This window comes from Nocardiopsis sp. KDC1DS13DA1, from assembly GCF_055632325.1.
Window position 1 is genome coordinate 70,396 of sequence record NZ_JBVMUY010000004.1, and the last position, 19,872, is coordinate 90,267.

A 19,872-nucleotide genomic window follows, 5' to 3' on the forward strand; every position below is an offset into this window, starting at 1 on the left:
TTCGCTCCGCACAGAACGGGGCCCCGGCTAGTCGGGCTCCACCCGACCGACCAGCTCCCGGACCGCGGCGGGCAGCTCCGCCCAGCGGTGGTCGGGAAGGTCCAGGGGCGTGTGCCCCGCCAACCACGCCGGAGCCGCGGCCACGGCGTGCCGCGACGTGCGCTTGTTGATCGGACTGCCCATCCACGCCGCGACCTCGGTCAGCCCGCCGCGCAGCGTCGCCCGCAGCATCCCGTGCGCGCGCTCCTGTACGTGGGCGAGCAGCCGGTCCGCCGCCGTCCCCGCCTCCGCGCGCCGGGTGAACCGCACCGCCGTCAGGTTCCGCGCCCCGAACCCCCGCAGGAAACGCACCTCGAACCGCGGTTCCACCATGGCCCGCACCGCCCGCTGCCCCGCCTGGTCGCGCACGGCCGCCGCCGCCGACGGCACCAGCGCGTACACCGTGTCCGAGGCCGCCGCCAGGGCCGCCCGCGCCACCAGGCGCTCCCATCCGCCTGTGAGGTTGACCACGGCGTGCTCCGTCGTCGAGGTGGGGGCCGCCAGCCACGTCGACAGGCGGACCCGACCCGCTCCCGCCGCGCCTTCCATGTCCGTGGGCCACTCGCCCACCAGCGTCAGCGCCCGGGCCTCCACCGCGCCGTCCAGGTCGTCGAGCACCGCCCCGACCACGGCGTTCGCGCGCTCGGCGTCCAGCCCGCCCCGCGCCTCCTTGGCGTTGACGCCCTGGCTGTAGACGCGCGCGGCGTCCCCCGACGGGGCGGGCGCGGTACGCGACAGCGGCCGCAGCACGTACAGGTCCGAGGCGGCGCCGATCGACTCCGCGCCGTGGTACCGGTTGAAGTCCGGCCAGACCGCCTCCATCAGCAGGTCCATCCGCACCATCCTGGCCTGCGTCGCCGCCGCCAGCCGCGGAGTGGTCTCACTGGCCCCGTAGGCCACCACCACCCGCCCCCGGCGCGGGTCGGTCATCCCCTCCAACCCGCGCCGAACGAACAGCTCCACCCCGTCCGGGGTGTACGGCGGGTCGGTGAACACCAGGTCCGCTCCGCCGCGCAGCGACGACGGCAACCCCAGCCGCAGGTCCGCGAAGTGCGTCCGCACGGGCAGCCCCTCCCGTTCGGCCACCGCGTCGATGTGCGCCAGCACCCGCTCGTCCACGTCCACGACCTCGGCGCGCGCGGTCGGGCACACCAGGGTCACCGCCAGCGCGGTCAGGTCGTGGTCGCCCACGCACAGCAGCACACGGCCGTCGAGGTCGAACCGCGTGCTCAGGAACAGCGCGCGCCGCAGCGCCGTCTCCGCGGTCGCCGCCACGTGGTCCAGGTTCGGGTCGGAGGCGGGACCCTCGCTCACGGCCCGGGTCAGGATCGCGCCCGCCCGCGCGTACCGGGGGAGCAGGTGGGCCACGGGGTCGGCGAGGTCGTCGGCGGCGGTGCCCCGGTACTCGGAGGGGGCGACCAGGCGCACCCTGCGCTGCCCGTCACCGCTCTCGGTGTCCAGTTCGCCGGCCTCGTCCAGCTCCCTCAGCACGGCCGCCACGATCGCGTGGGCGACGCTGCTGGAGCGCACGAGGTCGTTGGCGCTCCACCACCGCCCGTCCGAGAGCAGAGCCAGGACCCGGCGTACCCGGGGTGCGTCCACCCCCTGGTCGAGCAGCAGTCGCAGGGCCACCTGCGGCAACGGCTGCGGCGGCTCGGAGGTGACCGAAACCGGTGCCCGTGGGGTGAGGGCGGTCGGGTGCGCGTGGGCGGCTCCGGGGCGGTCCGGGCCGGGGGAAGTCGGGTGTCCTGCCATGCCCCGATCGTCCCACGTACGGGCGGTGGGGATGGAATCGCTGGTCAGGGCGGTTCAGGGTGGATGAGGGAGATATCACTCACGAGCGGGCGGAGCACCCCTTGGAGCCGACGTTAACACCGGGGTAATGTGGGTGTGCGGAGCGCCATGTTCACGTTCTGATGTGGAGGGACCCGGCCACCAGTCGAGGTTTAATCCACTTTGGGAGGTTTAGCCAGGTTCCCAGGTGGAAGAACGGCTAGGCCAGCCCTCATCGGAGGACCTCCTCCGAGAGGGACCCGTGCCGCCTCCCGCGGGAGGCGCGGCCCCGGAGCGAGGGCGCACCGCGGCTCCACATGGTCTAGACCTGCGATTCGCATCGCGGCTGGACCGGCATGTATAAGAGGAACCTGCCCGAACACGGGTGACCCTCCGCAACCGCGGCCACGAGGACGTGACCGCCCCGACGGTAGCGGACAGGGACGCCCCGCACACGGGAACCGGCCGCAACCCGGCCACACAACCGAATCTTGACGCAGCAGGGCCAACGTCGTCCCGGATGCGCTTTTCACGAAGCCGACGAAAGACGACAGGAGGGTAGATGCCTGCTGCTCAGGTGCGGCGTTCGTCCGTCCGAACGAACGCGGAAGCCACGTCCCAGGGCCTGTACGACCCCGCCTTCGAGCACGACGCCTGCGGTGTGGGCTTCGTCGCCGACCTCACCGGCCGCCGCAGCCACGAGACCGTCCAGAAGGCGCTCACCGTCCTCCGCAACCTCGACCACCGAGGCGCCTCGGGGGCCGACCCCGACGACGGTGACGGCGCGGGCATCCTCACCCAGATTCCGCACGAGCTCTACACCGAGGTCTGCGACTTCGACCTGCCCGACGCGGGCGCCTACGCCACCGGCATCGCCTTCCTGCCCGCCGGCGCCGCCGCCCGCGCGGACGCCGTCGCACGCATCGACGCCATCGTCGCCGACGAGGGCCTGACCGTCCTCGGCTGGCGCGAACTGCCCTTCGAACCGCAGTACAGCGGCCCCGCCGCCCGCGAGGCCATGCCCTCCTTCGGTCAGCTGTTCATCACCGGCCGCCGGGGCACCCCCACCGAGGGCCTCACCGGCATCGCCCTGGAGCGCTACGCCTACTGCGTCCGCAAGCGCGCCGAACACGAGACCGACGTCTACTTCCCGAGCCTGTCCCCGCGCACCATCGCCTACAAGGGCATGCTCACCACCCCGCAGCTGGAGCCGTTCTTCCCCGACCTGTCCGACCGGCGCTACACCTCCGGCCTGGCCCTGGTCCACTCCCGGTTCTCCACCAACACGTTCCCGTCCTGGCCGCTCGCCCACCCGTTCCGCTACGTCGCGCACAACGGCGAGATCAACACCGTCAAGGGCAACCGGAACATGATGCGGGCGCGCGAGGCCAAGCTCGCCACCGACCTCATCCCCGGCGACCTCGACCGGATCTTCCCCATCGTCGACCCCGACGACTCCGACACCGCCTCGCTCGACGACGCCCTCGAACTGCTCCACCTGGGCGGACGTTCGCTGCCGCACGCGGTGCTCATGATGATCCCGGAGCCCTGGGAGAACCACACCGAGATGGACCCGGCCGTCCGGGCCTTCTACGAGTTCCACTCCACCCTCATGGAGCCCTGGGACGGACCCGCCTCGGTCACCTTCACCGACGGCACCGTCGTCGGCGCCGTCCTGGACCGCAACGGCCTGCGCCCCGGCCGCTACTGGGTCACCGACGACGGCCTCGTCGTCCTGGCCAGCGAGGCCGGCGTCCTCGACATCGACCCGGCCGACATCGTCCGCAAGGGACGACTCCAGCCCGGCCGCATCTTCGTCGTGGACACCGACCAGGGCCGCATCATCGAGGACGAGGAGATCAAGGCCGAGCTCGCCGCCGAACACCCCTACCAGGAGTGGATCGACGCCGGCCTCGTCCGCCTGGGCGACCTGCCCGAGGCCGAGCCCGCCCCGGTCGCCGAACTCAACCTCGCCCAACAGGTGTTCGGCTACACCGAGGAGGAGGTGCGCGTCATCCTCACCCCGATGGCCCGCACCGGCGCCGAACCCATCGGATCCATGGGCACCGACACACCCGTCGCCGCCCTCTCCGACCGGTCCCGCCAGCTCTTCGACTACTTCTCGCAGAACTTCGCGCAGGTCACCAACCCGCCGCTGGACGCCATCCGCGAGGAGATGGTCACCAGCCTCAACACCCTGCTCGGCGCCGAGGGCAACCTCCTCAAGGCCGAGGTGGGCGACACCCGGCGCCTCGTCCTGCCCACACCCGTGGTCGACCAGGCCCAGCTCGCCGCCATCGTCAAGGCCGGAACCGCCAACCCGGCCCTGCGCACCTTCACCGTCGACGGCACCTACCCCGTCGACGGCGGCGGCGAGGCGCTCTCCGCGCGCCTGGACCAGATCAACGCCGAGGTGTCCCGGGCCATCGCCGACGGCGCCCGCATCCTCGTGCTCAGCGACCGCGGCGCCGACGCCACCCGCGCGCCCGTCCCGTCGCTGCTGCTCACCGGCTCCGTCCACCACCACCTCGTGCGGGAGAAGACCCGCACCGAGGTCGGACTGGTCGTCGAGGCCGCCGACGTGCGCGAGTGCCACCACGTCGCGCTCCTGCTCGGCTACGGCGCCTCCGCCGTCAACCCGTACCTGGCCCTGGCCACCGTCCGGGACCTGGTCGAGCGCGGTGTCATCGGCGGCATCGACGCCGACCAGGCCGTCGCCAACACCGTCAAGGCGTTCGGCAAGAGCGTCCTGAAGATCATGTCCAAGATCGGCGTGTCCACGGTCAGCTCCTACACCGGCGCGCAGATCTTCGAGGCCCTCGGCCTCGGCCGGGAGGTCATCGACCGCTGCTTCACCGGCACCACCTCCCGCCTCGGCGGCGTCGGCTTCGACGTCCTCGCCGAGGAGGTCGCCATCCGCCACCGCCGCGCCCACACCGCCAACCCCAACGCCCACCGGCGCCTGGAGGTCGGCGGCGAGTACCAGTGGCGCCGCGAGGGCGAGCCGCACCTGTTCAACCCCGAGACGGTCTTCAAGCTCCAGCACTCCACCCGTACCCGCAAGTACGAGATCTTCAAGGAGTACACCTCCAAGGTCGACGACCAGGCCGAGAAGCTCATGACCCTGCGCGGACTCTTCCGCTTCAAGGAGGGCGTGCGCGAGCCGGTCCCGATCGACGAGGTCGAGCCCGTCTCCGCCATCGTCAAGCGCTTCTCCACCGGCGCCATGTCCTACGGCTCCATCTCGGCCGAGGCGCACGAGACCCTCGCCATCGCGATGAACCGCCTCGGCGGCAAGTCCAACACCGGCGAGGGCGGCGAGGACCCGGCCCGCTTCACCCCCGACGCCAACGGCGACCTGCGCCGCAGCGCCATCAAGCAGGTGGCCTCCGGCCGGTTCGGCGTCACCTCGCACTACCTCACCAACGCCGACGACATCCAGATCAAGATGGCCCAGGGCGCCAAGCCCGGCGAGGGCGGCCAGCTGCCCGGCCACAAGGTCTACCCGTGGGTGGCGCAGACCCGCCACTCCACCCCCGGCGTCGGGCTCATCTCCCCGCCGCCGCACCACGACATCTACTCCATCGAGGACCTCGCCCAGCTCATCCACGACCTCAAGAACGCGAACCCGTCCGCGCGGGTCCACGTCAAGCTGGTCTCCGAGGCCGGAGTCGGCACCGTCGCCGCCGGCGTGTCCAAGGCGCACGCCGACGTCGTGCTCGTCTCCGGCCACGACGGCGGCACCGGCGCCTCACCGCTGAACTCGCTCAAGCACGCGGGCACCCCCTGGGAGCTCGGCCTCGCCGAGACCCAGCAGACCCTGCTGCTCAACGGGCTGCGCGACCGCATCGTCGTCCAGACCGACGGCCAGATGAAGACCGGCCGCGACGTCGTCATCGCCGCCCTGCTCGGTGCCGAGGAGTACGGTTTCGCCACCGCGCCCCTCGTCGTCTCCGGCTGCGTCATGATGCGCGTGTGCCACCTCGACACCTGCCCCGTCGGCGTCGCCACCCAGAACCCGACCCTGCGCGAACGCTTCTCCGGCAAGGCCGAGTACGTCGTCAACTTCTTCGAGTTCATCGCCCAGGAGGTCCGCGAGTACCTCGCCCAGCTCGGCTTCCGCAGCCTCGACGAGGCCGTCGGCGCCGTCGACCTGCTCGACACCACCGACGCCGTCGACCACTGGAAGGCCCAGGGCCTGGACCTGAAGCCGATCCTGCACGAGGTCGAACCCTGGGCGGGCGACCACCGGCTGCACACCCGCGGCCAGGACCACGGCCTGGAGAAGGCTCTGGACAACACCCTCATCCAGCTCGCCGAGGGTGCCCTGGACTTCGGCCAGCCCGTCCGGCTCGAACTGCCGGTGCGCAACGTCAACCGCACCGTCGGCACGATGCTCGGCCACGAGGTCACCAAGCGCCACGGCGCCGACGGCCTCCCCGAGAACACCATCGACGTCACCTTCACCGGCTCCGCCGGCCAGTCCTTCGGCGCCTTCGTGCCCAGGGGCGTCACCCTCCGCCTGGAGGGCGACGCCAACGACTACGTCGGCAAGGGCCTCTCCGGCGGCCGCGTCATCGTCCGCCCGGACCGGACCTCCCAGCTCGTCGCCGAGGACCACATCATCGCCGGCAACGTCATCGGCTACGGCGCCACCTCCGGCGAGATCCTCCTGCGCGGCATCGCCGGCGAACGCTTCTGCGTCCGCAACTCCGGCGCCACCGCCGTCGTCGAGGGCATCGGCGACCACGGCTGCGAGTACATGACCGGCGGCCGCGCCGTCGTCCTCGGCCGCACCGGGCGCAACTTCGCCGCGGGCATGTCCGGAGGCGTCGCCTACGTCCTCGACCTCGACCCCCGCCGGGTCAACCCCGAGATGGTCGAGATCGAGGAACTCACCGACGAGGACCGCGTCTTCCTCACCGACGTCCTCACCCGCCACCGCGACGAGACCGGCTCCGCCGTCGCCGAGCGGCTCCTCGCCGACGGCCCCGCCGCACTCGACCGCATCGCCAAGGTGATGCCGCGCGACTACAAGCGGGTCCTGCTCGCCCAGGCCGAGGCCGAACGCGACGGCCGCGACGTCAACGAGGCCGTGATGGCCTCCGCGCAGTCCTGAGCGTCAGCGAACACGAAAGGAGGAACACACACCATGGCTGACCCCAAGGGTTTCCTGAAGATCACCGAACGCGAACTGCCCGGCCACCGCCCGGTGGACGTGCGCATCCAGGACTGGCGCGAGGTCCACGAGGACTTCGACCGGGGCACCGTCACCAAGCAGGCCTCGCGCTGCATGGACTGCGGCATCCCCTTCTGCCACAACGGCTGCCCGCTCGGCAACCTCATCCCCGAGTGGAACAACCTCGTCTACACCCACGACTGGGCCGAGGCGATCGAACGCCTGCACGCCACCAACAACTTCCCGGAGTTCACCGGGCGGCTCTGCCCCGCCCCCTGTGAGTCCGCCTGCGTGCTCGGTATCAACCAGCCCGCCGTCACCATCAAGAACGTCGAGGTCTCCATCATCGACCGCGCGTGGGAGGAGGGCTGGGTCAAGCCCCTGCCCCCCGCCACCCGCACCGGCAGGAAGGTCGCCGTCGTCGGCTCCGGCCCCGCCGGACTCGCCGCAGCCCAGCAGCTCACCCGCGCCGGACACGACGTCACCGTCTACGAGCGGGCCGACCGCGTCGGCGGCCTCCTCCGCTACGGCATCCCCGAGTTCAAGATGGAGAAGCGGCACATCGACCGCCGCCTCGCCCAGATGACCGCCGAGGGCACCACCTTCCGCACCGGTGTCGACGTCGGCGTCGACATCACCGTCGACCGGCTCCGCGCCGACCACGACGCCGTCGTCCTGACCGGCGGTGCCACCGCCTGGCGGGACCTGCCCGCCGCCGGCCGCGAACTCCGGGGCATCCACCAGGCCATGGAGTACCTGCCCCTGGCCAACAAGGTGCAGGAGGGCGACTACGACACCCCGCCCATCACCGCCGAGGGCAAGCACGTCGTCGTCATCGGCGGCGGCGACACCGGCGCCGACTGCGTCGGCACCGCCCACCGCCAGGGCGCCGCCTCCGTCACCCAGCTGGAGATCATGCCCAAGCCGCCCGCCAAGCGGCCCGACCACCAGCCGTGGCCCACCATGCCCATGCTGTACAAGGTCACCAGCGCGCACGAGGAGGGCGGCAAGCGGATCTACGCCGTCAACACCGTCGAGTTCCTCGGCGACGAGAACGGCAACGTCCGCGCCCTCAAGCTCGTCGAGGTCAGGCGCACCGACAAGGGCTTCGAACCCGTCGAGGGCACCGAACGCGAGATCCCCGCCGACCTCGTCACCCTCGCCATGGGCTTCGTCGGTCCCCAGAAGGAGGGCCTGCTCGAACAGCTCGGAGTCGAACTCGACGGACGCGGCAACGTCGTCCGCGACGCCGACTACCGCACCACCGTCGACGGCGTCTTCTGCGCCGGAGACATGGGCCGGGGCCAGTCCCTCATCGTCTGGGCCATCGCCGAGGGCCGCTCCGCCGCCGCCGGAGTCGACCGCTACCTCGGCGAGACCACCACCCTGCCGGTCGCCATCCCGCCGACCGAACGGCCCCTGGTCTGAGCCGACCGCCGGTGCCGGGCGCGGGGACACCCCGCGCCCGGCACCGGCGGTCCCCGGCCTGGGAACACGCTCTGACGCCTCATCGGCCCCGCCGCGACGGTCACCCGCCCGGCGTCCCTCCTCGGCACCGCCGGCACCGGCCGGAACGGCCCTCCCACCCGCGCCGGAAACCGGGCACGCGCACACACCGGGCTTCCCGGCACGTGCTTCGCCGACCGCCGCCCCACGGGCCCCGTCCACCTCGGGAACACCTCCGCACGCCCCACGCGCCGTCGCCGCGGCCGTCCCCATCCCCTGGAGCGGACTGGCCGTATCCCCCTACCTGGGGCGATGCAACGACAACATTCCGTAATCGGCGTAAAGATCGCATATATTGCACGGCCGACTATTCTCCGCGACGATCCGCTGGTCGTACCGTCGAAGAATGAGCGTTGTGACCTGGGACGCATACCACGCCGCGGAGCACTTCACCATGCGCACCGCGCGCCTGATCGACCGCCACCGTTTCGCCTACCACTTCCAGAGCGGCCCGGCCGCCCCGATCCGCTCCACCCTCGCCGCCTACCGCAACCTCGACGGCGGCTACGGCAACGGACTCGACCCCGACATGCGCGGCCACGCCAGCCAGCCCGCCGCCATCGGGATCGCCCTGCGCTACCTCGACGAACTCGGCCCCATCCCGCACAGCATCGGCACCGGCGCCTGCCAGTTCCTCGCCAACGTCTGCGACCCCGACGGCAGCGTCCCCCTCGTCCTGCCCACCATCCACCACACCGAGGCCGCCCCCTGGCACCTGGCGACCGAGGACTTCTCCGGGCGACTCGACGTCACCGCGCTCATCTGCGGATACCTCCACAAGCACCACATCACCCACCACTGGCGCGACACCGCCACCGCCTACTGCTGGAAGCGCATCGACACCCTCGCCTGGACCAACCCCCAGGAGGCCATCGGCGTGTGCACCTTCCTGCAGCACGCCCCCAACCGCACCCGCGCCCTGCAGGCGGTCAACCGGCTGTCCACCATGATCCGCGCCGTCATCGACGTCCACCCCCGCGTCGGAGGCCGCGCCCACACCCCGCTCGACCTGGCCACCCACCCCCACCACATCGCCCGGCCGCTCTTCACCGACGCCGAGATCAGCCGCAACCTCGACGTCTTCGAACAGCAACAGCGCACCGACGGTGGATGGGACGCCGCCCCGGGCCGGTGGGACCCAGCCGCCACCCTCGACCGCGAGGGCATGCGCACCATCCAACGCCTGTGCGTCCTGCGCGCCTACGGCCGCGTCGGCCCCTCCCTGCCCCAGCCCAGGCGCGACCGGTAGGGGTTGCCCGCCCCGGTCCTCCGCCCGACTCCGGACCTTCCTAGCCCAGCGCCAGGAACCGCACCCCGGCCGCGGTCAACGCGTCCCGCCCCGCCGCGCCGCCGTCGGAGCGGCCCGTCACCGCACGCAGGGCCCGCTCCGCCGCGGCGGCGCCGGACCACACCCCCGGCAACACCCGTTCCAACGCCTCCCGATCCGCCGCGCCGAACACCAGCCGCGTCACCAGGTCCAGCCCGGACCGCGTCGTCCACGGCTCCCGCCCCAACGCGTCCGCCAGATCCCAGCCGTGCAGGACCACCTCCACCACACGCGTCACCAGGAAGTCCCTCAGGTACATGGGATCACCATGCCGTGTGAGCACCCGACGTCCACCCTCCTCGGCTGCCAGCCGCGCACTCAGCGCCGCCCAGCCCGCACGCAGCACCCGGCCCGGCTCCCCGGCGTCGGTCCGCCGAGCCGCGGCCTCCACCGCGGAACGCACCCGGTCCGCGTTCACCTCCGGGGAGAAACGAACATCCGGCGCGTAGTACCCCGTCGCCGACACCAGAGCCACCCCGCCCCCATCCGGAACCGGCTCCTCCACCATGTCGCCCACCCGCAGCACGGCCCCCACCGTGTGCGCGGCCAACGCCGCCACGTCCCACGGGTCGCACCGCGTGGGCAACCCCGCCTCCTCCTCCGACAACCCCTCCAGAACCCCCGCCAACACCGCCGTCTGCGCATCCAAAGCCGCCACGACCTCTTCGTACGCGAACACCACGCACCCGCCTCCCGCACGAACCCGACAGACACCGCCCGAACCGTAGCCGAACCCGCCCCACCAGGCAGATCCGGGGGCCGCCACCCCCGCCCCCGTTCGCCCCGCCGCAGCCAGACATACGTCCATTCGCAACCTGGTTTAGACCACTCCATCCCCCAGACGCTCTAGAGTTGGAGCTGTGACACGTCGAGCAAAGATCGTCGCGACCCTCGGTCCCGCCACCTCGAGCCCGGAGACACTCCGCAAGCTCGTCGACGCCGGACTGGACGTAGCGCGACTCAACCTCAGCCACGGAACCCACGACGACCACAGCGCCAACCTCGCCAACGTGCGAGCGGCCGCTGAGGCCGCACAACGATCGGTCGGCGTCCTCGCCGACCTCCAGGGGCCCAAGATCCGCCTCGGCACCTTCGCCGACGGACCCCACGAACTCGCCCCCGGCGACGAGTTCACCATCACCACCGACGACATCCCCGGCGACGCCACCCGGGTCTCCACCACCTACAAGGGACTCCCCGGCGACGTCCGCCCCGGCGACCGCGTCCTCATCGACGACGGCCGCGTCGTGCTGGAGTGCACCAAGACCACCAGCACCGACGTCCACACCCGCGTCATCTACGGCGGCGCCGTCTCCAACCACAAGGGACTGAACCTCCCCGGAGTCGCCGTCAGCGTCCCCGCCCTCACCGACAAGGACGAGGCCGACCTGCGCTGGGCCCTGCGCAACGGCGTCGACATGGTCGCGCTCTCCTTCGTCCGCAGCCCCGCGGACGCCGAGGAGTGCCACCGGATCATGGACGACGAGGGCGTCACCGTCCCCCTCATCGCCAAGATCGAGAAGCCCCAGGCGGTCGAGCGCCTCCACGACATCATCGAGGTCTTCGACGGCGTCATGGTCGCCCGCGGCGACCTCGGCGTCGAACTGCCCCTGGAGAACGTTCCCATGGTGCAAAAACGCGCCATCGAACGCTGCCGCGACAAGGCCAAACCGGTCATCGTCGCCACCCAGATGCTCGAATCCATGATCGGAGCCCCCCGGCCCACCCGCGCCGAGGCCTCCGACGTCGCCAACGCCGTCCTCGACGGCGCCGACGCCGTCATGCTCTCCGGCGAGACCAGCGTCGGAAAGTACCCGGTCGAGACCGTCGAGACCATGGCGCGCATCGTCAGCGCCGCCGAACAGGAATCCCTCCGCGCCTCGCACATCCTCACCCGGGTGCCCGAGACCACCGGAGGAGCCATCGCCCGCGCCGCCGCCGAGATCGGGGCCACCGTCGGCGCCAAGGCGCTGGTCGCCTTCACCATGTCCGGCGAGACCGCGCGCCGCCTGGCCCGCTACCGGTCGCCCATCCCCCTCATGGCCTTCAGCACCGAGGCCAGCACACGAGGCCTGCTGTCCCTCGTCTGGGGCACCGAGACCAACCTCGTGCCCTGGGTCGACAACACCGACGACATGGTCCGCCAGGTGGAGGCCGAACTCCTCCAGCTCGGCGAGTACACCAAGGGTGACAAGGTCGTCATCGTCGCGGGCAGCCCGCCCGGGACCGTGGGGTCCACCAACTCCCTGCGCGTCCACAAACTCGGCGACGCCGTCACCCTGAACACGTAGCCGCACCCAGCCACACCGGAGCGCCCACAAGGCGCCCGCAGACGGGCCGCATCAGGTCCGGCCCGGAGGAAGGCGAATGAGCCGCGCCGACCATCCGGGCCAGGGCCGGTGCGGCCGACGCGTGTCCGGACCGGGTCCGCCCGAAGACACGGCCGGGGGAGCGGGCGCACGTCGACCGCACCCGAGGCGGGAGCGCCCTACGACTGCTCCTGGCCGCTGGACACCCCGCCCTCGGAGATCACCCGCTCCAACGGCATGTCCCACGGCAACAGGTTCCACGGACTGGCCGGATCCTCGGTCAACAGCCCCAACGCCGTCCACACCCGGTCGGCGCCCCCGTGCTCACCCTCCACGCCGCGCTCCGGCCACAGCAGGTACCCGGCGTGGAAGGCCACCGACAACTGGTGCCACGACGAGTAACGGCGCTGGAGGTCGGAGGCCACCCGGCGCAACAGCGTCTGCGTCTCCACCGGACTCAACCAGTCCAACGTCGCCCCGCCGCACACCAGACGGATCACGTGCACCGACTTCCACCACTGGAAGGCACCGATGATCACCGTCTCGTCGGCCTCCGGAGCGTCGGCCACCGTGCGCAGCCGGTCGATCTGCTCCGGGGTCAGCCGCACGTTGGCACCGGTGGAGTGCCCACCCCGCTCCTCGGGCAGCCGCGATTTGGCCACACCCGCGCGCAGGTCGACCACCAGGTCGAGGGACGGCCCCGAGTGCAGCTCCTCATGGAGGCCCTCGACCGCGGCCAGCAGGGACTCCCGGTCGGTCACACCCCACTGCCGCTCCAGGACCCGCCGGTAGCGGCGGCGCAGCGACGGCCGGGCCACCACGTCCCAGGGCTCGGCGAGCGCCACCCGGAACGGGGCGGCGACCGCGGCGGCCCACCGCTCGGTGCTGAGGGGGGCGTCGGGGTTCTTGGTCCGTACGGCCGGGGACTCCCGCGATCCGACCACCAGCTCGGCGAAGGAACCGGCCACCAGGGCCACGACGGGCAGGAACGACCACCCGGGCCGGCCGACGGCGACGAGCAGGACGATGAGGAGCGCCAAGGGCGCCAGCAGCCACGGCAGGCGGCGGCGGGATCCCCAGGCCACCACGACCCAGGCACCGATGACGAGTGCGCCGATCACCCCGGCGACCGCGGTCAGCACCCGCTGCTCCTCTCCTGGAAACCTCTCTGCACAACCAGGATCGGTGACGCGGGGCCCGAACGGCGCCCGAACCCACGGGTTGTACCCAGGTTGTGGCCGTGATGTGACCGGTTCAGCCCGCTTGCACCGGCATAAAGTGACAAAAGGCCCAAGTGGGCTCGAACTGGCCGGGTAGATACCAAGGTTCTGGCCCGAACCTTCGGACCCCGCACAGGGTCAGTACTTGGGCCCCACGAAGGAGTCCATCCGCGCCACGGCGGCCCTGGTCGAGACGGAGACGACGAGGGCGTCCCGATGAGGCGGATTCTTGCCGGTGTGGATCGTCCAGGCGATCCCCAGTCGGTCGAGGGCCGCGGTGAAGATCCGGGTGATGTCCGCCGACACGTTGGTGAAGTGGTAGCGGGGGTACTCGTACCACCTCACCCCGCCTCCGGGGAGCCTCTTGCGTATTCGGTTCGCGACTCGGCATCCGTCGGAGTGGATGAACCCGCGTATGAGCGCTTCGGGGTGCTCGTCCACGATGGCTTGTTGCCAGGGTTCCAGGGCGATGGTCCGCTCGTGCTTCTTCCCCGGCCCGTGTTGGGGGAACAGGCAGGGCCAGTGCTTGGATGCGGCCTTGATCGCTGTGCAGCCGTTGCGCTTGGCCATGAACACCCCAAGAGGGAAGACGGCTGACATCGCGGCCTTGCAGTAGGCGATGAGCTGGGGGTAGCGGTTGTCGTAGAAGATCCACAGAACGTGGACGCCGCGCCTGCTCTCGGTGATGTGTCCATCACCCAGATAGGCGCCGAGGAGGTAGGAGTAGGCCTCCCCGTTGACGGAGGCGCCGCCGCACCGGGGGCAGTAGTTCGCGCGCCCGGCGCGAGCGGCTTCCTTCTCCGGGGTGCGGCGGTTCCCGTGTCGCCAGTGCCGGACCGCCTGGATGGAGACACCGCACCGGGCCGCGATGGCCTTGTCGGTCAGCCCCAGGGACTTGAGCCGGAAGGTTTCGTCAACGATTTCGCGTGCGTACATGGGGTGAAGGATTGCTCACACATGCGACAAACGGCGACTCTGGGTGATGTGGTGCCTACACGGGAAGAGCCGCCCGGGGGCGGCTCTTCGGAAGGGTGCCGGAAGTGGGACTCGAACCCACAAGCTCTCTCGAGCGGAGGTGTTTGAGACCTCTGCGTATGCCATTCCGCCATTCCGGCTGGTTTGTCCGGTTTCGTTGAACCGGAGGGGATCCGTCAACGCCGACGTCACGATTGGCGCGCATTGCCGGTCCCGACGTCCAGCATCCTAGCGGATCTCGGTAACCTCGTGTACGTGACGAGGACGCAGAGCCGCGTGGTGATCGCGGAAGACGAGGCCCTGATCCGCCTGGACCTCAAGGAGATGCTGGAAGAGGACGGGTACACCGTCGTCGGCGAGGCCGGTGACGGCGAGACCGCTATCCGGCTTGCCCAGGAGCTGAAGCCCGATCTGGTGATCACCGACATCAAGATGCCGGTGCTCGACGGCCTCTCCGCCGCCGAGCGCATCGCCGGGGAACGCATCGCCCCCGTCGTGATCCTCACCGCCTTCTCCCAGCGCGAGCTGGTGGAACGGGCGCGTGAGGCCGGGGCCATGGCCTACCTGGTCAAGCCCTTCAACAAGTCGGACCTGGTTCCGGCGATCGAGATGGCCACCTCCCGCTACGCCGAACTGGCCGCGCTGGAGTCGGAGGTCAGCAGCCTCCAGGACCGTCTCGAGACGCGCAAGCTCGTCGAGCAGGCCAAGGGCCTGCTCCAGAGCCGCCACGGCATGAGTGAGCCCGAGGCGTTCCGATGGATCCAGAAGAACTCCATGGACCGCCGCCTGACGATGCGCAAGGTCGCCGAGACGGTCGTCGAGACGCTCGGCGGCCAGCAGGGCTGACCGCCGGAACCCCAACCACCGCACGGGGGCCGCACCCTATCCGGGTGCGGCCCCCGTCTGTTTTTCTGCACACCTCCGGCGGAGGAAACATGCAGATCAGCTGGTGTTCGCGACGAAAACCAGACACTCGTTCAGGGTCAACCGGGGGAACGTACCGGTTCGGTCTCGGTTTCACACAATGGGATGACGGTTGCATCACGTGGCTTAAGCAGGGCTGAATGACCTGGCTAAACCGGGCTAAACTCACCGCACCGAACAGCAAAGGACAACGGTGTCGAATGCGCGCATTCGGCGCCGCCAACCTCAGATGCGCAAGGAGCGCGCGTGCGCACACGTCTCGTGACCGTGCTGCTCGCCCTGATCACCGCCATCCTGGTGATCCCCGGGCCAGCGGCGACGGCAGACGAACAGGGCGGTGAGTCGCTGCACGGTCGGATCCTCAATCCGCAGGACCGGGACCAGGGTGTCGAGGGCATCCTGCTCACGGTCTTCGAGAACGAGGACGAGATCGCGGCGGCCGAGACCGGCCCTGATGGAAATTGGGAAGCGGAGCTGCCCGGACCGGGCGAGTACCGCGTGGTCGTGGACCAGGAGTCCATCCCCAGCGAGTTCGCCGTACGAGAGACGTCGCTCGTGGTCGACGGTGAGGCGCGGGTCGAGGTCGAGGCGGGTGACCGGCGTCCGCTGATCATCGCGCTGGACGCGGCCGGCGCCGCGGCCGAGGACACGGACTCCCCCTCGCCCTCGGACGAGGGGTCGGAGGGCTCCGGCGGGGACGACGCCGCCGACGACGAGTCCATCGCCACGAATGTCGACAGCGGCGGCTCCTTCGGGGACCGGTTCGCGCAGCTCACCGCATCGGGTCTCCTGTACGGCCTGGTGATCGCGGTGTCCGCGATCGGTCTGTCGCTGATCTTCGGCACCACGAAGATGATCAACTTCGCGCACGGCGACATGGTCACCTTCGGCGCGATGATCGCGCTGCTGTTCAGCACCGGAGCGGCGGGGATGGGCAACTCCCTCCTGGCGATCTTCCTGGGGCTGGCCGCGGCCGTGGTCCTGGGCGGGTTCTTCGAGGACAGGCTTCCCCGTACGACGCTGGTCGTCGCCCAGTGGCTGGCCATCCTCCTCGGCATCGTGCTGGCGACGGTGCTCGGTGTGATGGGCGACTCGGTGGGCTGGCAGGTTCCCCTCTGGGGCGCGGCGGTGATCGCCGTGCTGATGGGCGGTGTCCTGGGGGCCGGTATGGAGCGCTACATCTGGCGTCCGCTGCGGCACCGCAACGTGGCGCTGATCCAGATGTTCATCGTCTCCATCGGTCTGGCCCTGGTGGTGCGGCACGTGGTCCTGGTGCTCTTCGGGGCGGGCCGTGAGCGTTACGCCGGGTACCAGATCCAGGAGCCGGTGGACCTGGGGCTGGTCTCGCTGCCGCCGCGTGACCTGGTGGTCATGGGTGTGGCCGTGGTCGTGCTGGTGGGGGTGGCCTGCCTGTTGCAGTTCACCCGGATCGGCAAGGCGATGCGCGCGGTGTCGGACAACCGGGACCTGGCGGAGTCGTCGGGGATCGACGTGGACCGCGTGACGCTCTACGTCTGGGGTCTGGGCGGCGGACTGGCGGCTCTGGGCGGTGTGCTCTACGGACTGAACCAGATCGTGGAGTACGAGATGGGCTTCCGTCTGCTGCTGCTGATGTTCGCCGCGGTGATCCTGGGCGGTCTCGGTACGGCCTACGGTGCGATGGTCGGCGGCCTGGCCGTGGGGTTGGTGGCGATGCTGTCGACCCTCTGGTTCCCGACACAGATGATGCAGGCGTGGGCGTTGGCGCTGATGATCCTGATGCTGCTGATCAGGCCGCAGGGCCTGCTCGGTCGGCGCGAGCGGGTCGGCTAGAGGAGGCAGACGATGGATATTGTTTCGATCCTCGCGGAGTCGATCCGGTCGGCGTTCGGTCCGATCGCGGCGATCTACGCGTTGGCCGCGATCGGTTTGAACCTGCATTTCGGTTACACGGGCCTGCTGAACTTCGGCCAGGTCGGGTTCATGCTGGTGGGTGCCTACGGTGTGGGCATCAGCGTGGCGGTGTTCGACCTGCCGCTGCTGGTCGGGTTCGCCGTCGGACTGCTGTGCGCGGTGGTGTTGGCGCTGCTGCTCGGTATCCCGACGCTGCGGTTGCGGGCGGACTATCTGGCCATCACCACGATCGCGGCGGCGGAGGTGATCCGTCTGGTCTATCGGGCGGGTTTCGCCGAGCCGCTGACCGGTGGTGTGTACGGCCTGCAGAACCTGTCGGACGGTTTCCGCGCGCTGAACCCCTTCGACGGGGGTGAGCGCTACGGGGTGGGCGCCCTGTCCTACAACGGCAACCACATGTGGCTGCTGGTGGTGACCTGGGCCCTGGTGGCCGTGATGTGCGGTCTGGTGTGGATGTTGATGCACAGCCCGTGGGGGCGTGTCATCAAGGGCATCAGGGAGGACGAGGAGGCGGTCCGCAGCCTGGGCAAGAACGTGTTCGCGTACAAGATGCAGATCCTGGTCCTGGGCGGTCTGATCGGAGCCCTGGCGGGTTGCATGCTGGCGGTGTACCAGGCGTCGATCCAGCCGGACCAGTTCAAGCCGCAGGTGACGTTCTTCCTGTGGGTGATCCTGCTGCTCGGTGGCGCGGGCCGGGTGTTCGGCCCCGTGCTGGGGGCGATGACCTTCTGGTTCCTGATGAACTTCACCGACGGTCTGCTCCGGGGTATGGGTTCGATGGGCTGGCTGCCGTTCCTGGACTCGCCGGACTTCGGCGCGATCCAGCTGGCCTTCGTCGGTGTGCTGCTGGTGGTGCTGATCGTGTTCCGGCCGCAGGGCCTCATCGGCGACCGCAAGGAGATGTTGATCAATGTCAAGTGACGAGACGAACTCCTCCGCGGGTGTCGGGGTCGACCGGATGGCCGGTGCGGAGCCGGTCCCGGGTTCGGGCAAGCCGGATCCGATCCTGGTGGCGGACGGGGTGCGCCGTTCGTTCGGCGGTCTGACCGCGGTGGACGTGGAGCACCTGGAGGTGCAGCGCGGGACGATCACGGCGTTGATCGGCCCCAACGGTGCGGGCAAGTCCACGCTGTTCAACCTGCTGACCGGGTTCGACCGGGTGGACCAGGGCACCTGGACGTTCGAGGGCGCCAGGATCGACGGCAGGCCGGGCCACAAGGTGGCGCGTGCCGGGATGGTGCGGACGTTCCAGCTGACCAAGGCCCTGACCCGGATGACGGTGCTCGACAACATGTTGTTGGGCGCGCAGGGCCAGGTCGGCGAGCGGATGGCCGGTGCCTTCCTGCGGAGCGTGTGGGGCGGGCAGGAGCGCAGGAACACCGAGCGGGCGCTGGAACTGTTGGAGCGGTTCAAGCTCATCGACAAGCGCGACGAGATGGCGGGTGCGCTGTCGGGCGGCCAGCGCAAGCTGCTGGAGATGGCCCGTGCGCTGATGACCGATCCGTCGATGATCATGCTGGACGAGCCGATGGCGGGTGTGAACCCGGCGTTGGTGCAGTCCCTGCTGGGCCACATCACGTCGCTCCGGGACGAGGGCAAGACGGTCCTGTTCGTGGAGCACGACATGGACGTGATCATGGGGATCAGCGACTGGATCGTCGTGTTGGCGCAGGGGCAGGTGATCGCGGAGGGCCGCCCGTCGGACATCCGCTCGAACCAGCAGGTGATCGACGCCTACCTGGGTGCCCAGGAGGACGACTCGGCCGAGGCCCGGGGGAGTGCTGATGACTGAGAAGGACGATCGGGGACCGGCGGAGGTTCCGACGGAGGCCGTGGCCTTCGAGAGGCACCGTGAGGAGGTCCTGGAGCACTCGGGCGCCGAGGCGCTCGGCGAGGTGGGCGGTCCGGAGGACTACCTGCTGCTGGCCAAGGAGTTGGTGGCCGGGTACGTGCCCGGGGTGAACATCCTCAACGGTTGCACGCTGACGCTCACCGAGGGTGAGGTCGTGGCGATCATCGGCCCCAACGGCGCGGGTAAGTCGACGCTGATCAAGACGATCTTCGGTCTGATTCCCGTGCGTGAGGGCAGCCTGACGCTGCGCGGGTCGAGTATCAAGGGCCTGGCGGCGCACAGCCTGGTCGAGCGCGGTGTGGGCTACGTGCCGCAGACGCAGAACGTGTTCCCGTCGCTGACGATCGAGGAGAACCTCCAGATGGGGGCGTTCCTGCGGCCGAGGTCGTTCGCGGAGCGGTTCGCCGTGGTGGCGGAGCTCTTCCCGCTGTTGGGGGAGCGCCGCAAGGCGAAGGCGGGTTCGCTGTCGGGCGGTGAGCGCCAGATGGTGGCGATGGGCCGTGCGCTGATGATGAACCCGTCGGTGCTGCTGCTGGACGAGCCGACGGCGGGGCTGTCGCCGATCTACCAGGAGGAGGTCTTCCAGCGGGTCAAGGAGGTCAACTCCACGGGTGTCTCGGTGGTCATGGTGGAGCAGAACGCCCGTCGCTGCCTCCAGATCTGTGACCGCGGTTATGTGCTGGACCAGGGCCGCAACGCGTACACGGGGACGGGGCGCGACCTGTTGAACGACCCGAACGTGATCGAGCTGTACCTGGGGACGCTGGCCAGGGACTGAGCCGGTCGTCTGTGGGGGGCGGGGCCTGCGGGCCCCGCCCCCTCGTCGTGCGCGGTGGCGGTCGCGGCGGGGCCGGTCCCGCGGGCGGGTGCCCGAC

The 19,872-nt window shown here is 70.4% G+C and carries 13 protein-coding genes and 1 tRNA gene; 9 read left to right on the plus strand and 5 right to left on the minus strand.

Going from position 1 to position 19,872, the window contains the following annotated elements:
* Positions 1-27 precede the first annotated feature (27 nt).
* Positions 28-1,794, minus strand: a complete 1,767-nt coding sequence (locus ACTVAJ_RS02165; RefSeq protein ID WP_470386308.1) for a bis-aminopropyl spermidine synthase family protein — start codon at positions 1,792-1,794, stop codon at positions 28-30.
* 580 nt (positions 1,795-2,374) lie between these two features.
* Here ACTVAJ_RS02165 and gltB point away from each other — a divergent pair.
* The 3 genes from gltB to ACTVAJ_RS02180 all read left to right on the plus strand — a co-directional run bounded on the left by gltB (position 2,375) and on the right by ACTVAJ_RS02180 (position 9,746).
* A complete protein-coding gene (gltB, locus tag ACTVAJ_RS02170) occupies positions 2,375-6,931 on the plus strand; it encodes a glutamate synthase large subunit (protein WP_470386309.1) in 4,557 nt (1,518 codons plus the stop codon).
* A 33-nt stretch (positions 6,932-6,964) separates the two neighbouring features.
* Positions 6,965-8,419 carry a glutamate synthase subunit beta gene (locus ACTVAJ_RS02175; protein ID WP_470386310.1) on the plus strand — a complete coding sequence of 485 codons (1,455 nt, stop codon included), beginning with the start codon at positions 6,965-6,967 and terminating at the stop codon, positions 8,417-8,419.
* A 433-nt stretch (positions 8,420-8,852) separates the two neighbouring features.
* Entirely contained in the window at positions 8,853-9,746 is an 894-nt protein-coding gene (locus tag ACTVAJ_RS02180) for a prenyltransferase (RefSeq protein ID WP_470386586.1), read from the plus strand.
* 40 nt (positions 9,747-9,786) lie between these two features.
* On the opposite strand, the gene ACTVAJ_RS02185 is transcribed toward ACTVAJ_RS02180, so the two are convergent.
* Positions 9,787-10,506, minus strand: coding sequence for a maleylpyruvate isomerase N-terminal domain-containing protein (locus tag ACTVAJ_RS02185; protein ID WP_470386311.1), 720 nt, complete (start codon positions 10,504-10,506; stop codon positions 9,787-9,789).
* A gap of 178 nt (positions 10,507-10,684) precedes the next feature.
* Between ACTVAJ_RS02185 and pyk the strand changes: the two genes are divergently transcribed.
* Positions 10,685-12,115 (plus strand): pyruvate kinase, encoded by a 1,431-nt coding sequence (pyk, locus tag ACTVAJ_RS02190; protein WP_470386312.1) that lies wholly within the window; start codon positions 10,685-10,687, stop codon positions 12,113-12,115.
* Between the two features lie 197 nt (positions 12,116-12,312).
* On the opposite strand, the gene ACTVAJ_RS02195 is transcribed toward pyk, so the two are convergent.
* From ACTVAJ_RS02195 to ACTVAJ_RS02205, 3 genes are all read right to left on the minus strand, one after another.
* The gene (locus tag ACTVAJ_RS02195; protein WP_470386313.1) at positions 12,313-13,275 is read right to left on the minus strand and encodes a DUF1266 domain-containing protein; all 963 of its coding nucleotides are present in this window, start codon (positions 13,273-13,275) and stop codon (positions 12,313-12,315) included.
* Positions 13,276-13,491: 216 nt separating this feature from the next.
* The gene (locus ACTVAJ_RS02200; protein ID WP_470386314.1) at positions 13,492-14,289 is read right to left on the minus strand and encodes a transcriptional regulator; all 798 of its coding nucleotides are present in this window, start codon (positions 14,287-14,289) and stop codon (positions 13,492-13,494) included.
* 96 nt (positions 14,290-14,385) lie between these two features.
* Positions 14,386-14,468: transfer RNA gene (locus ACTVAJ_RS02205), tRNA-Leu, on the minus strand.
* A gap of 136 nt (positions 14,469-14,604) precedes the next feature.
* Between ACTVAJ_RS02205 and ACTVAJ_RS02210 the strand changes: the two genes are divergently transcribed.
* The 5 genes from ACTVAJ_RS02210 to ACTVAJ_RS02230 all read left to right on the plus strand — a co-directional run bounded on the left by ACTVAJ_RS02210 (position 14,605) and on the right by ACTVAJ_RS02230 (position 19,775).
* Positions 14,605-15,174, plus strand: coding sequence for an ANTAR domain-containing response regulator (locus tag ACTVAJ_RS02210; RefSeq protein ID WP_470386587.1), 570 nt, complete (start codon positions 14,605-14,607; stop codon positions 15,172-15,174).
* A gap of 324 nt (positions 15,175-15,498) precedes the next feature.
* Complete coding sequence (locus tag ACTVAJ_RS02215; RefSeq protein WP_470386315.1) at positions 15,499-17,064, plus strand: branched-chain amino acid ABC transporter permease; 1,566 nt, start codon at positions 15,499-15,501, stop codon at positions 17,062-17,064.
* A 12-nt stretch (positions 17,065-17,076) separates the two neighbouring features.
* Positions 17,077-18,066 (plus strand): branched-chain amino acid ABC transporter permease, encoded by a 990-nt coding sequence (locus ACTVAJ_RS02220; RefSeq protein WP_470386316.1) that lies wholly within the window; start codon positions 17,077-17,079, stop codon positions 18,064-18,066.
* A complete protein-coding gene (locus ACTVAJ_RS02225; protein WP_470386317.1) occupies positions 18,056-18,937 on the plus strand; it encodes an ABC transporter ATP-binding protein in 882 nt (293 codons plus the stop codon). The genes ACTVAJ_RS02220 and ACTVAJ_RS02225 overlap by 11 nt, the downstream gene beginning before the upstream one ends.
* Positions 18,930-19,775: an ABC transporter ATP-binding protein gene (locus ACTVAJ_RS02230; protein ID WP_470386318.1), complete on the plus strand. Its 846-nt coding sequence runs from the start codon at positions 18,930-18,932 to the stop codon at positions 19,773-19,775. The genes ACTVAJ_RS02225 and ACTVAJ_RS02230 overlap by 8 nt, the downstream gene beginning before the upstream one ends.
* The last annotated feature ends 97 nt before the right edge of the window (positions 19,776-19,872 follow it).

Excerpts from the sequence above, each read along its gene's own strand:
- ACTVAJ_RS02230 (WP_470386318.1), top strand. The coding sequence starts at position 18,930 with ATGACTGAGAAGGACGATCGGGGACCGGCGGAGGTTCCGACGGAGGCC.
- gltB (WP_470386309.1), top strand. The coding sequence starts at position 2,375 with ATGCCTGCTGCTCAGGTGCGGCGTTCGTCCGTCCGAACGAACGCGGAA.
- ACTVAJ_RS02220 (WP_470386316.1), top strand. The coding sequence starts at position 17,077 with ATGGATATTGTTTCGATCCTCGCGGAGTCGATCCGGTCGGCGTTCGGT.
- ACTVAJ_RS02165 (WP_470386308.1), bottom strand. The coding sequence starts at position 1,794 with ATGGCAGGACACCCGACTTCCCCCGGCCCGGACCGCCCCGGAGCCGCC.
- ACTVAJ_RS02225 (WP_470386317.1), top strand. The coding sequence starts at position 18,056 with ATGTCAAGTGACGAGACGAACTCCTCCGCGGGTGTCGGGGTCGACCGG.
- ACTVAJ_RS02200 (WP_470386314.1), bottom strand. The coding sequence starts at position 14,289 with ATGTACGCACGCGAAATCGTTGACGAAACCTTCCGGCTCAAGTCCCTG.
- ACTVAJ_RS02175 (WP_470386310.1), top strand. The coding sequence starts at position 6,965 with ATGGCTGACCCCAAGGGTTTCCTGAAGATCACCGAACGCGAACTGCCC.